The sequence below is a fragment of the Pseudomonas sp. NLJ1 genome (genome assembly GCF_049486705.1).
GTDB classification, from domain to species: domain Bacteria; phylum Pseudomonadota; class Gammaproteobacteria; order Pseudomonadales; family Pseudomonadaceae; genus Aquipseudomonas; species Aquipseudomonas inefficax.
Window position 1 is genome coordinate 2,798,518 of sequence record NZ_CP137735.1, and the last position, 12,638, is coordinate 2,811,155.

At 59.3% G+C, this 12,638-nt stretch carries 12 protein-coding genes; 2 read left to right on the forward strand and 10 right to left on the reverse strand.

Going from position 1 to position 12,638, the window contains the following annotated elements; genetic code table 11:
- Window position 1: 1 nt before the first annotated feature.
- The 10 genes from R9B85_RS12570 to rpmH form a co-directional block, all read right to left on the reverse strand.
- Window positions 2-409: a F0F1 ATP synthase subunit I gene (locus R9B85_RS12570; RefSeq protein ID WP_008092225.1), complete on the reverse strand. Its 408-nt coding sequence runs from the start codon at window positions 407-409 to the stop codon at window positions 2-4.
- 149 nt (window positions 410-558) lie between these two features.
- Window positions 559-1,431, reverse strand: coding sequence for a ParB/RepB/Spo0J family partition protein (locus R9B85_RS12575; protein ID WP_085621457.1), 873 nt, complete (start codon window positions 1,429-1,431; stop codon window positions 559-561).
- A 9-nt stretch (window positions 1,432-1,440) separates the two neighbouring features.
- A complete protein-coding gene (locus R9B85_RS12580; RefSeq protein ID WP_112251656.1) occupies window positions 1,441-2,232 on the reverse strand; it encodes a ParA family protein in 792 nt (263 codons plus the stop codon).
- 18 nt (window positions 2,233-2,250) lie between these two features.
- Window positions 2,251-2,901 (reverse strand): 16S rRNA (guanine(527)-N(7))-methyltransferase RsmG, encoded by a 651-nt coding sequence (gene rsmG, locus R9B85_RS12585; RefSeq protein ID WP_112251657.1) that lies wholly within the window; start codon window positions 2,899-2,901, stop codon window positions 2,251-2,253.
- Entirely contained in the window at window positions 2,898-4,790 is a 1,893-nt protein-coding gene (gene mnmG / locus R9B85_RS12590) for a tRNA uridine-5-carboxymethylaminomethyl(34) synthesis enzyme MnmG (protein WP_015268403.1), read from the reverse strand. The genes rsmG and mnmG overlap by 4 nt, the downstream gene beginning before the upstream one ends.
- Window positions 4,791-5,411: 621 nt before the next feature.
- The gene (gene mnmE, locus R9B85_RS12595) at window positions 5,412-6,782 is read right to left on the reverse strand and encodes a tRNA uridine-5-carboxymethylaminomethyl(34) synthesis GTPase MnmE (RefSeq protein ID WP_207876981.1); all 1,371 of its coding nucleotides are present in this window, start codon (window positions 6,780-6,782) and stop codon (window positions 5,412-5,414) included.
- An 88-nt stretch (window positions 6,783-6,870) separates the two neighbouring features.
- Complete coding sequence (yidC, locus tag R9B85_RS12600) at window positions 6,871-8,553, reverse strand: membrane protein insertase YidC (protein WP_112251659.1); 1,683 nt, start codon at window positions 8,551-8,553, stop codon at window positions 6,871-6,873.
- Between the two features lie 2 nt (window positions 8,554-8,555).
- The gene (yidD, locus tag R9B85_RS12605) at window positions 8,556-8,801 is read right to left on the reverse strand and encodes a membrane protein insertion efficiency factor YidD (RefSeq protein ID WP_075046823.1); all 246 of its coding nucleotides are present in this window, start codon (window positions 8,799-8,801) and stop codon (window positions 8,556-8,558) included.
- Window positions 8,794-9,198 carry a ribonuclease P protein component gene (gene rnpA / locus R9B85_RS12610; RefSeq protein WP_003253166.1) on the reverse strand — a complete coding sequence of 135 codons (405 nt, stop codon included), beginning with the start codon at window positions 9,196-9,198 and terminating at the stop codon, window positions 8,794-8,796. The genes yidD and rnpA overlap by 8 nt, the downstream gene beginning before the upstream one ends.
- A 13-nt stretch (window positions 9,199-9,211) precedes the next feature.
- Window positions 9,212-9,346: a 50S ribosomal protein L34 gene (gene rpmH / locus R9B85_RS12615; RefSeq protein ID WP_003253163.1), complete on the reverse strand. Its 135-nt coding sequence runs from the start codon at window positions 9,344-9,346 to the stop codon at window positions 9,212-9,214.
- Window positions 9,347-9,942: 596 nt separating this feature from the next.
- Between rpmH and dnaA the strand changes: the two genes are divergently transcribed.
- Together dnaA and dnaN are read left to right on the forward strand one after the other, a co-directional pair.
- Window positions 9,943-11,481, forward strand: coding sequence for a chromosomal replication initiator protein DnaA (gene dnaA / locus R9B85_RS12620; protein ID WP_112251661.1), 1,539 nt, complete (start codon window positions 9,943-9,945; stop codon window positions 11,479-11,481).
- A gap of 40 nt (window positions 11,482-11,521) precedes the next feature.
- Window positions 11,522-12,625, forward strand: coding sequence for a DNA polymerase III subunit beta (gene dnaN, locus R9B85_RS12625; protein WP_112251662.1), 1,104 nt, complete (start codon window positions 11,522-11,524; stop codon window positions 12,623-12,625).
- Window positions 12,626-12,638: the final 13 nt, after the last annotated feature.

The following is a 12,638-nucleotide window of genomic DNA, read 5'->3' on the forward strand; positions in this document are numbered from 1 at the left end:
CCTAAGGTCTCGAAAGTCTTTTATTCATCAGCAGGGGCGCGAACCAGCTGACCAAAAGGGTCAACACGAAGACGCCGAATACTGCTAACGGCGCCAGTGGCTTCACTCCTGCGAAGGTCAGTGCAAAAAGCACTGCCGTCAAAATCATCTTGCCTGCCTCGCCAGCGTAGAACGACTTGACGATGGCTTGTGCCGCCCGGGCCCCACTGAAGCGAAAAGCCTTCCAGGCGAAATACACGTTGGGTAGCCAGGCAATCAAACCTCCGCAAAGGCCTGAATATCCACTGACCGCCCCTTTCCACTGCCACAACACCAACGTTGCCAGCAGCAGTACGACGAATTGAGCCAGCAGTACCGGGAAAACCGCCCAGCGATGGAAAGGCAGGCGGTTTGGCGTGCGTATTTCCATCACAACTGCTCCTCGGAAGTCGACCACCAAGTCAGCTATGACTTGGCATAATTTGTGCCGACAAAATGCGCGCAGAGTATAGGGGTGGATTAACCCCTATTCAACTATTCGGTAGTGATTTCCGACTGCGCGCTACAACGGGAATTGTTTCAGCGGATGTGAGCAAGCACGCCTTGCAACTCGTCAAGCGAGTTGTAGCGAATAACCAATTGGCCTTTGCCCTTGTTGCCATGGCGGATCTGCACGGCCGAGCCCAGGCGCTCTGCGAGCCGCTGTTCAAGGCGTGCAATATCCGGATCAGGTTTGCTCGGTTCGACCGGATCAGGTTTGTCGCTGAGCCACTGACGAACCAGTGCCTCGGTTTGGCGCACGGTGAGGCCACGTGCGACAACATGACGCGCCCCCTCCTCCTGGCGATGTTCTTCCAGGCCGAGCAATGCACGGGCATGGCCCATCTCCAGGTCGCCATGGGCGAGCATCGTCTTGATCGCGTCTGGCAGGGTGATCAGGCGCAGCAGGTTGGCCACGGTTACCCGCGACTTGCCCACGGCATCGGCCACCTGTTGCTGGGTGAGCTCGAACTCCTGCTGCAGGCGCTGCAGGGCCAACGCCTCTTCCAGCGGATTGAGGTCTTCGCGCTGGATGTTCTCGATCAGCGCCATGGCGATGGCGGCTTCGTCGGGCACCTCGCGGACCATCGCCGGAATCTTGTCCAGGCCAGCCTGCTGGGTGGCGCGCCAGCGGCGCTCACCGGCGATGATCTCGTAGCGGTTGCCATCGATCGGGCGCACCACGATCGGTTGCATCACGCCATGGTTGCGAATCGAGTGCGCGAGCTCTTCCAGCGCCTGCGGGTCCATGTCCCGGCGCGGCTGGTATTTGCCACGCTGGATCAGTTCGACCGGCAGGTGTTGCAGTTCTTTCTGGTCGATCTTCACAGCCTGCTCTTCGAGCGCGCTGACGGAAGGACCACTGAGCAGTGCATCCAACCCACGTCCGAGACCCCGTTTCTTGACGGCCATACGGATTCCTTAAGTTGTTTGTGCAGTGCGTGATTGACGGCGTTGACGGCGTACCAGTTCCCCGGCCAGGGCCAGATAAGCCAGCGCGCCGCGCGATTGCTTGTCGTAAGCCAGGGCCGGCATGCCGAAGCTCGGGGCTTCGGCCAGGCGAATGTTGCGCGGAATGACCGTGTCGTACAGCTGCGGGCCAAAGTGCTCTTTCAGCTGCGCCGAGACATCGTTGTTCAGGCTCAGGCGCGGATCGTACATGGTCCGCAGCAGGCCCTCGATTTTCAGCTCCGGGTTCAACCGGGCGGCAATCCGCTTGATGTTATCCACAAGGTCGCTGAGACCTTCCAGTGCGTAATACTCGCACTGCATCGGGATGATCACGCCATCGGAGGCGACCAGGGCATTGAGCGTGAGCATCGACAACGACGGCGGGCAGTCGATGAGGATGAAATCGTAATTGTCGCGGATCGGTGCCAAGGCATTGCGCAGGCGGCTTTCCTTGACCTGCATTTCCAGCAGCACCACTTCGGCAGCGGTCAGGTCACGGTTGGCCGGCAACAACTGGAAACCACCGTGTTCGGAGTAATGCATGGCCTGGGCCAGGTCGCATTCCCCGATCAACAGGTCGTAGACCGAGTGCTCGAGCTCGTGCTTGTCCACACCGCTGCCCATGGTGGCGTTGCCCTGCGGATCGAGGTCGATCAGCAGCACACGACGCTTGGTCGCAGCCAGCGAGGCGGCGAGATTGATACAGGTGGTGGTCTTGCCCACACCACCTTTCTGGTTCGCGATTGCGAATACCTTAGCCATTGTTGCGTGTGTTCCCAGTCATGCCTTGCGGCGCAGTATCAGCAGATGGCGCTGGCCCTGGCAACCCGGAACGGTCAGGGCCTGCTCGCTTTCCACTGTGAAGTCTGCGGGCAATGCTACCAGTTCATCGGCAGGATGCAGCCCCTTCATTGCAAGCCATTGCGTCCCGGTGTCGCCCAGATGGCGGGTCCAGTTGGTGAAGTTCTCCATGCTGCTGAAGGCGCGGGAGATGATTCCGTCGAACGCTTGTGTTGGCTGGAAGGCCTCGACCCGGCTGTGGATAACCGTGAGGTTGTCCAGCTTGAGTTCCATTTTCACCTGGGTCAGGAAGCGGGTCTTCTTGCCATTGGCGTCCAGCACCGTCACGCGTTTGTGCGGATGCAGGATAGCCAAAGGGATACCGGGCATGCCACCGCCGCTGCCGACATCCAGCCAGTTGTCACGCTCGCTGTGGATAAACGGCATGACACTGAGGCTGTCGAGCAGGTGGCGCGACACCATCTCGTCGGGGTCGCGCACGGCAGTGAGGTTGTAGGCTTTGTTCCACTTGATCAACAGGCCCAGGTAGCCGAGCAGCTTTTCGTGATGCTCTGCGGTCAGCTCGACACCGAGCTGGCGCGCACCTGTGGACAACTCTTCTGCGTGTTGCGGGGTGACCAGGGAACTCAAGCGCTTTGCTCCAATTCGCGGCCAGCGCCGCGTTTTTTCAAGTGAATCAGCAACAGGGAAATCGCCGCCGGGGTGACGCCCGGGATGCGCGAGGCCTGGCCCAGGGTCTCCGGACGGGTCTGGCCCAGCTTGCCCTGGATTTCCTTGGAAAGGCCGGAAATCGTCGAGTAATCGATATCCACAGGCAGGCGAGTGTCTTCGCTGGCGCGCAGACGGGCGATCTCATCCTGCTGGCGATCGATGTAACCGGCGTACTTGGTGCGGATTTCGACCTGCTCGGCGACCTGTGGATCGATCGCTTCGCCGCCGGTCGCCTCGATCAGGCCGGCGTAGTCGATTTCCGGGCGCGCCAGCAGGTTGAGCAGGCTGTACTCATGGCTGAGCGGGGTGCCGAACTTATCCACAATGGCTTGGCCTTGCTCGGTGTTCGGACGTACCCAGGTCGACTTCAGGCGCTGCTCCTCGCGTTCGATGCCGTCGCGCTTGGCGCAGAAGGCGGCCCAGCGCTGGTCGTCGATCAGGCCGAGCTCGCGGCCCTTTTCGGTCAGGCGCAGGTCGGCGTTGTCTTCGCGCAGGATCAGACGGTACTCGGCGCGCGAAGTGAACATGCGGTACGGCTCCTGGGTACCCAGGGTAATCAGGTCGTCGACCAGTACGCCAATGTACGCCTCGTCGCGGCGCGGACACCAGCTATCACGGCCCTGCGCACGCAGTGCGGCGTTGGTCCCGGCCAGCAAGCCCTGGGCGCCGGCCTCTTCGTAACCGGTGGTGCCGTTGATCTGCCCGGCAAAGAACAGGCCGCCGATGACTTTGGTCTCGAGGCTGTACTTGAGGTCGCGCGGGTCGAAGTAGTCGTATTCGATGGCGTAGCCCGGGCGCACGATGTGGGCGTTTTCCATGCCGCGGATCGAACGCACCAGCTCCAGCTGCACGTCGAACGGCAGTGAAGTGGAAATACCGTTGGGGTACAGCTCATGGGTGGTCAGGCCTTCCGGCTCGATGAACACCTGATGGCTTTCCTTGTCGGCGAAGCGATGAATCTTGTCTTCGATCGACGGGCAGTAGCGAGGGCCGACACCTTCGATCACACCCGAGTACATCGGCGAACGGTCCAGGTTCGAGGCAATGATCTCGTGGGTGCGTGCATTGGTGTGGGTGATCCAGCAGCTCACCTGGCGCGGGTGCATCTGGGCATTGCCCATGAACGACATCACCGGGATCGGCGTATCGCCTGGCTGTTCGGTCATCACCGAAAAGTCCACCGAACGGCCATCGATGCGCGGCGGAGTACCGGTTTTCAGGCGGCCAACGCGCAGCGGCAATTCACGCATGCGGTGGGCCAGGGCGATCGAAGGCGGATCGCCGGCGCGACCACCGGAATGGTTTTGCAAACCAATGTGGATAAGGCCGCCGAGGAAGGTACCGGTGGTCAGTACCACAGATTCGGCGAAGAAACGCAGGCCCATCTGGGTCACCACGCCTTTGACCTGGTCCTGCTCGACGATCAGGTCGTCGCAGGACTGCTGGAATATCCACAGGTTCGGCTGGTTTTCCAGGATTTCACGCACCACTGCCTTGTAGATGGCGCGGTCGGCCTGTGCACGGGTGGCGCGTACCGCCGGCCCCTTGCGGTTGTTCAGAACGCGGAACTGGATGCCGCTCTTGTCGGTGGCCAGCGCCATGGCGCCGCCGAGAGCATCGATCTCTTTGACCAGATGGCTTTTGCCAATACCGCCAATGGCGGGGTTGCAGCTCATGTGACCGAGGGTTTCCACGTTATGGGTCAACAGCAGGGTTTTCACACCCATGCGTGCAGACGCAAGCGCAGCCTCGGTACCGGCATGGCCGCCGCCGATGACGATCACTTCAAAACGGGAAGGGAAATCCACCACGCACCTCGTGCCTGTTTTTGCGAATAGAGAAGGTAAGCGGACAAGTATAGGGACTTCACCCCCTTTAAAGAAACCTTCTGAGCAAAATTTGACCAGCCTGTGGATGAGTGGCAGGTAACAGAAATCAAAGAGGAGAAATTTAAAAAAGCTTTGTTTTTATGTTTATTCTTATGCACAAGCCATTCTGTGGATAAGGTTACCTAGGCCTTTGTTCATGCAGGATAGAGAAAAATTAAACCCTGTGGCTGGAGTGCCATGAGGGCTATGGATAACACGATTTAGCCTGTGGATTAAATGACTGTTTACCCACAGGCGGGTTTGTCCTCAGAAAAAAAGCCTGCTTATCAACGGAGCTGAAGGCGACTTTTCCACAGGGCTCCTGAGCACGGATTCGAGCCTGTGAATGAAAAAAAACATCGAGGTAGGGCTGGATACGGACAAGGTGGGAGCGGGCGAGCCCGCGAAAGCGTCGGTACAGCCACAGAGATTCAGGGCTTGTAAGGGCCTCTTCGCGGGCACGCCCGCTCCCACAGGTACCCGGTTATCTCCTGTAACGAATTACAGGCAAAAAAAAAGCCGCTCCCGAAGGAGCGGCTCTTGGCCTTGCCTGGCTGTGGATTACTTGCCGATGCAGAAACTGGAGAAAATCCTTCCCAACAGGTCGTCTGAGCTGAATGCCCCGGTAATTTCTCCCAGGGCCTGCTGCGCCTGTCGCAGGTCTTCTGCCAGCAGCTCACCCGCGCCAGCCAGGGTCAGTTGCGCACGGCCGTGTTCCAGGTGCTCACTGGCCTGGCGCAGGGCATCCAGATGGCGCCGACGGGCGCTGAAACCACTCTCGGCTGTCTGTTCATAACCCATGCACGCCTTCAGGTGGTCACGCAGCAGCTGCAGGCCTGTGTCGTCCCCTTTGGCACTGAGGGTGATGGTCACATGGCCGTCATCGCACTGTTCCAGCGCGATCCGCTCACCACTCAGGTCGGCCTTGTTGCGGATCAGCGTGACCTTGCCTGGGTCTGGCCGCTGGTCGAGAAATTCCGGCCACAGGGCGAATGGGTCGCTGGCCTCGGGTGCGGTGGAGTCCACCACCAAAAGCACCCGGTCTGCCTCGCCAATGGCCTTCAGCGCACGTTCCACGCCGATCTTTTCCACATGGTCATCGGTGTCGCGCAGGCCGGCAGTATCGACCACGTGCAGCGGCATGCCGTCGATGTGGATGTGTTCGCGCAGGATGTCCCGGGTGGTGCCGGCGATATCGGTGACGATCGCTGCTTCGCGCCCGGCCAGTTGGTTCAACAGGCTCGACTTGCCGGCATTCGGCCGACCGGCGATGACCACGGTCATGCCGTCACGCAGCAAGGCACCCTGCCCGGCTTCACGCTGCACCTTGGACAGCTCATCGCGCACCACATCGAGCATCGACAGTACGTGACCGTCGGCAAGGAAGTCGATTTCTTCCTCCGGGAAGTCGATCGCCGCCTCGACGTATATGCGCAGGGCAATCAACGCCTCGGTCAGGAAATGCACGCGCTTGGAGAATTCCCCCTGCAGCGAACGAAGTGCATTGCGCGCGGCCTGGCTGGAACTGGCCTCGATCAGGTCGGCGATGGCTTCGGCCTGGGCCAGGTCGAGCTTGTCGTTGAGGAATGCACGCTCGCTGAACTCGCCTGGGCGAGCCAGCCGGCAACCCACTTGTACACAGCGCTGCAGCAGCATATCCAGCACTACCGGGCCACCGTGGCCTTGCAGTTCCAGCACATCCTCGCCGGTGAACGAATTCGGCCCGGGGAAAAACAGCGCGATACCTTCGTCCAGCACCAGCCCTTCCTCGTCGCGGAACGGGCCGTAATGGGCATGGCGCGGCGTAAGCGTACGGCCGGTAATCAACTGGCCGGCCTGGGCGGCCAAGGGGCCGGACAACCTGACAATACCCACACCGCCGCGGCCCTGGGCGGTGGCGATGGCGGCGATGGTTTCACGCACAGTGTTCATGCTCGAAAGCCTCTACGACAAAAACGACAGATAGCAAAAACGCCCCACTAGGGGGCGTTTTTTATTCACAGGCTAGCGCAGTAGCCTGTCAAGCAGCAGCTTTTTTGCTGGCTGCTTCGATGCTGCGGGTGATGTACCACTGCTGTGCGATCGACAGGCAGTTGTTCACAACCCAGTACAGCACCAGACCAGCCGGGAACCACAGGAAGAAGAAGGTGAAGATGATCGGCATCATTTTCATCACCTTGGCCTGCATCGGATCCGGCGGCGTAGGGTTCAAGCGCTGCTGGATGAACATGGTGGCGCCCATGATGATCGGCAGGATGAAGAACGGATCCTTGATCGACAAGTCGGTAATCCACAGCATCCATGGGGCCTGGCGCATTTCCACACTTTCCAGCAGCACCCAGTACAGGGCCAGGAACACTGGCATCTGCACAAGGATCGGCAGGCAGCCGCCCAGCGGGTTGATCTTCTCTTTCTTGTACAGCTCCATCATCGCCTGGGACATCTTCTGGCGATCGTCACCGAAGCGTTCCTTCAGTGCAGCGAGCTTCGGCGCAACGGCACGCATGCGCGCCATCGAACGGTAGCTGGCAGCCGACAGCGGGAAGAACAGGCCTTTGATCAGCATGGTCAGCACGATGATCGACCAGCCCCAGTTACCCAACAGGCTGTGGATATGTTGCAACAGCCAGAAGATCGGCTGGGCGATGAACCACAGGAAGCCGTAGTCGACGGTCAGTTCCAGGCCTGGGGACAACTCTTTCAGCTTGGACTGGATTTTCGGGCCGGCGTACAGCATGGCGCTGGTCTCGACCTTGCCGCCAGCAGGTACGCTGATGGCCGGGCCGGTGTAGCCGATGATGTAGTTGCCCTGGCTGTCCTTGCGGGTCTGGACAACATTGTTGTCCGACTTGGCCGGAATCCAGGCGGTCACGAAGTAGTGCTGCAGCCAGGCAACCCAGCCGCCGGACACATTTTCTTTCAAACTACCTTTGTCGATGTCCTTCATCGAGACCTTTTTGTAGGGCTCGGAAGCTGTCCACAGGGCCGCGCCCAAGTAGGTAGCGGTGCCGGTGGCAGTGCTCGACGACGGATCGGAGCTGGCATCACGCTTGAGCTGGGCAAACATGTTGCCGCTCCAGGCCTGGCCGCTCTGGTTGTCGATCAGGTAGCTGACGGTCAGGTCGTACTCGCCGCGCTTGAAGCTGAAGCGCTTGATGTAGTTGACGCCGTTGTCGCTGAACTTCAGGTCGACCACCAGTTGTTCCTGGCCATCGGCCAGCTGGTAACCCTTCTTGTCGGTAGCGTACAGAGGGCGACCGGCCGGACGGGCATCCGGACCGTTGACGCCGGTCAGGCCGCTTTGTGCCAGGTAGACACGCTCGCCACCGTTGTCGAACAGCTGGAACGGAATGTCCGGGTGGTCCTGGCGCCGTGGGTACTGCGGCAGGTTCAGCTGGACGATGTCACCACCGACCGGATCGATAGCCAGGTCCAGGACATCGGTCTTGACCCGGATCAGGTCCTTGCTGACCGCAACCGGCGCCAGTTCGGCTGCGCTGGTTTCGGCGTTGGCGCTTGGCACATCGGCGCTGGCGCCGGCATTACCGGCCGGTACGCCATCCGGCAAACCCGGGGCAACGGTGCTGGCAGCAGTATTCTGAGTCGGCAGGGCAGCCTGGCCGTAGTCCTGGTTCCACTTGAGGACCATGACATAGGACACGATTGCCAGGGCGACGATCAGGATCGTGCGTTTAATATCCATGATTACTCGGCTATCGAAGAAGTTCGGGATGAAGGAGCGGGAGGAACGGGATCGAAACCGCCGTCGTTCCACGGATGACAACGCCCCAGGCGACGAACGGCTAGCCACCCACCACGCCAGAGGCCGTGGTTTTCGATGGCTTCATAAGCGTAACAGGAGCAACTGGGGAAGAAACGACAGTGGCTGGCCATCAGAGGACTAATGGCATAACGGTAAAACTGGATCGGAACGAGCGCCAGTTTACGCATCTTGGCTGTCTACCCCTGCGGAATTGGCGGTCACTGCTGGAGTGGGCCGGCTGCGCGCCAGGCGTTTCCAGAGTTTGCCAAAGTGTTGGTGCAATTCCGGGTTTTCTATCTCACCCAATCCCTTGCGCGCGACGATCACAATGTCCAACCCGGCAAGCAACTGCTGGTTCAGGCGAAAGGAATCGCGCATCAAGCGCTTGAGGCGGTTGCGTTGAACGGCGAGCTTGACGCTCTTCTTGCCGATTACCAGGCCGAGGCGTGGGTGATCGAGGCCGTTCTCGCGAGCAAGGATCAGCAGGTTTTTCCCTGGAACCTTGCCGGTTGGGGAGTCGAAGACCGCTTTGAAATGTCGGGGTGTAAGCAGTCGCTTTTCCCGACTGAAGTCCTGACTCACCACCTGTGCCGAAAAATCAAATGGCCAGACGCTTACGGCCTTTGGCACGACGACGCGACAGAACAGCGCGGCCGTTCTTGGTAGCCATACGGGCACGGAAGCCGTGGGTGCGCGCGCGCTTGATGGTGCTTGGTTGGAAAGTACGTTTCATGGCGTGTTACCTGGTTTGTCGACGACGGGCCGGGATGGCCCCCTTTTTAAGAGACCGGCGATTCTAGAGAAAGCAAGCCCGTAGGTCAATTTCCAACCAGTCTTTCCATATAGAGCACGTGATGGACGGTGCGTGCTTGCCCAATCCCTCACGGGTGCTTGATCGGACACACGAATTGGGGACAACATGAAAAAAAAGAAGAGACATATAAAAAGCTTTTCTGAAGAATCTATAAATCTTAAGTGGATAACCTTCTGTGGATAACCATCTCTAACCCATAGAAATCGGGCTGTACAGAGTTTTACAAGTGCGTTATCAACCCGTGCTGCGCTTGTTTTCTTCATGGTCGAAAGCTGTGGATTAAAATGCCGCTTATCCACAGCTGAGTTATCAACAGCTCTGACCTCAGGGTTGTGCATAGCGCTCATGGTCGGTTATCCACAGGGCTTATTCACAGCATGACGAAGCCGTTTTGGTCGATAAATGGCTGTTTTGTCATGGTTCCTAACGTGTCCACATGTGGATAACTGGACGCTCGACCGGTACAATGGCGGTTTGTTTTTGCCTCATCCGGCTTTCAAACTCAGGGGATATCCGTGTCAGTGGAACTTTGGCAGCAGTGCGTGGAGCTTCTGCGCGATGAACTGCCTGCCCAGCAATTCAACACCTGGATCCGTCCGCTACAGGTCGAAGCCGAAGGCGACGAGTTGCGCGTCTATGCGCCTAACCGTTTCGTTCTCGATTGGGTCAATGAAAAGTACCTGGGTCGTTTGCTCGAGCTGTTGGGCGAAAACGGCAGCGGCATTGCGCCTGCTCTTTCCTTGTTGATCGGCAGCCGTCGCAGCTCCGCGCCACGTGCCGCGCCCAACGCGCCAGTAAGTGCTGCGGTGGCCGCCTCGCTGGCCCAGACCCAGACGCAGAGCCAGACACAGAAGGCCGTGCCGGCAGCGGTCGAACCCGTCGCCTTGGCGGCGGCCGAACCTGTACTGGTCGATGAACTGGCCGAGCCATCCTCGCGTGATAGCTTCGATGCCATGGCCGAACCGGCTACTGTGTCGGCCGGCAATGCCCGGACCGAACAACGGACCGTGCAGGTCGAAGGTGCGCTCAAGCACACCAGTTACCTGAACCGCACCTTCACGTTCGACACTTTCGTCGAAGGCAAGTCGAACCAGCTGGCGCGCGCAGCTGCCTGGCAGGTGGCAGACAACCCCAAGCACGGCTACAACCCGCTCTTCCTTTATGGTGGTGTGGGCCTGGGTAAAACCCACCTCATGCATGCTGTGGGTAACCACCTGCTGAAGAAGAACCCGAACGCCAAGGTCGTGTACCTGCATTCGGAGCGCTTCGTCGCGGACATGGTCAAGGCGCTGCAGCTGAACGCCATCAATGAATTCAAGCGTTTCTACCGCTCGGTGGATGCGTTGCTGATCGACGATATCCAGTTCTTTGCCCGTAAAGAGCGCTCGCAGGAAGAGTTTTTCCACACCTTCAACGCCCTGCTCGAGGGTGGCCAGCAGGTAATCCTTACCTCTGACCGCTACCCCAAGGAGATCGAAGGCCTGGAAGAGCGCCTGAAGTCGCGCTTTGGTTGGGGCCTGACGGTGGCCGTCGAGCCTCCGGAGCTGGAAACACGCGTGGCGATCCTGATGAAGAAAGCCGACCAGGCCAAGGTCGAACTACCGCATGACGCGGCCTTCTTCATTGCCCAGCGTATCCGTTCCAACGTCCGTGAACTGGAAGGCGCATTGAAGCGGGTGATCGCTCACTCTCACTTCATGGGCCGCGACATAACCATCGAACTGATTCGTGAGTCGCTCAAGGATCTGCTGGCGCTGCAGGACAAGCTGGTCAGTGTGGATAACATTCAGCGTACTGTCGCCGAGTACTACAAGATCAAGATCTCCGATCTTTTGTCCAAGCGTCGTTCGCGTTCCGTAGCGCGTCCACGTCAGGTGGCCATGGCCCTGTCCAAGGAACTGACCAACCACAGTCTGCCGGAAATCGGCGACATGTTCGGTGGTCGCGACCATACGACGGTGCTGCACGCATGCCGCAAGATCAACGAACTGAAGGAATCCGACGCGGACATCCGCGAGGACTACAAGAACCTGCTGCGGACGCTGACGACCTGATGGCCGTCTGCGCAGCTAATTGAAGGCAAGGGACTAGACCATGCATTTCACCATTCAACGCGAAGCCCTGTTGAAACCCCTGCAACTGGTCGCCGGTGTCGTCGAGCGCCGCCAGACCTTGCCGGTCCTGTCCAACGTATTGCTGGTCGTACAAGGCCAGCAACTGTCGTTGACTGGTACCGACCTGGAAGTCGAACTGGTAGGCCGCGTGCAACTCGAAGAGCCGGCCGAGCCTGGCGAAATCACTGTCCCGGCACGCAAGCTGATGGACATTTGCAAAAGCTTGCCGAACGACGCCCTGATCGATATCAAGGTCGACGAGCAGAAACTGTTGGTCAAGGCCGGCCGTAGCCGCTTTACCCTGTCGACCCTGCCTGCCAATGACTTCCCGACCGTGGAAGAAGGCCCGGGCTCTCTGACCTGCAACCTGGAACAGAGCAAGCTGCGCCGCCTGATCGAGCGTACCAGTTTCGCCATGGCCCAGCAGGATGTGCGGTACTACCTCAACGGTATGCTGCTGGAAGTTTCCCGCAACACCCTGCGAGCTGTATCCACTGACGGCCACCGCCTGGCGCTGTGCTCCATGAGTGCACCGATCGAGCAGGATGATCGCCACCAGGTCATCGTGCCGCGCAAAGGTATCCTCGAACTGGCGCGCCTGCTGACCGACCCGGAAGGCATGGTCAGCATCGTCTTGGGCCAGCACCACATCCGCGCTACCACCGGTGAATTCACCTTTACTTCCAAGCTGGTAGACGGCAAATTCCCGGACTACGAGCGCGTACTGCCCAAGGGCGGTGACAAACTGGTGATTGGTGACCGTCAGGCGCTGCGTGAAGCCTTCAGCCGTACTGCAATTCTTTCCAACGAAAAGTACCGCGGAATCCGCCTGCAACTGGCCGCTGGCCAACTGAAGATCCAAGCCAACAACCCCGAGCAGGAAGAAGCTGAAGAAGAAATCAGCGTGGACTACGATGGTAGCTCGCTGGAAATCGGCTTCAACGTCAGCTACTTGCTGGATGTGCTGGGCGTGATGACTACCGAGCAAGTTCGTCTGATCCTGTCCGACTCCAACAGCAGTGCTCTGCTGCAGGAAGCTGGCAACGACGATTCTTCCTACGTTGTCATGCCGATGCGCCTGTAACCCGTAGCAGGCG

Excerpts from the sequence above, each read along its gene's own strand:
- R9B85_RS12570 (WP_008092225.1), bottom strand. The coding sequence starts at position 409 with ATGGAAATACGCACGCCAAACCGCCTGCCTTTCCATCGCTGGGCGGTT.
- R9B85_RS12575 (WP_085621457.1), bottom strand. The coding sequence starts at position 1,431 with ATGGCCGTCAAGAAACGGGGTCTCGGACGTGGGTTGGATGCACTGCTC.
- dnaN (WP_112251662.1), top strand. The coding sequence starts at position 11,522 with ATGCATTTCACCATTCAACGCGAAGCCCTGTTGAAACCCCTGCAACTG.
- mnmE (WP_207876981.1), bottom strand. The coding sequence starts at position 6,782 with ATGAACACTGTGCGTGAAACCATCGCCGCCATCGCCACCGCCCAGGGC.
- R9B85_RS12580 (WP_112251656.1), bottom strand. The coding sequence starts at position 2,232 with ATGGCTAAGGTATTCGCAATCGCGAACCAGAAAGGTGGTGTGGGCAAG.
- yidD (WP_075046823.1), bottom strand. The coding sequence starts at position 8,801 with ATGCGTAAACTGGCGCTCGTTCCGATCCAGTTTTACCGTTATGCCATT.
- rpmH (WP_003253163.1), bottom strand. The coding sequence starts at position 9,346 with ATGAAACGTACTTTCCAACCAAGCACCATCAAGCGCGCGCGCACCCAC.
- yidC (WP_112251659.1), bottom strand. The coding sequence starts at position 8,553 with ATGGATATTAAACGCACGATCCTGATCGTCGCCCTGGCAATCGTGTCC.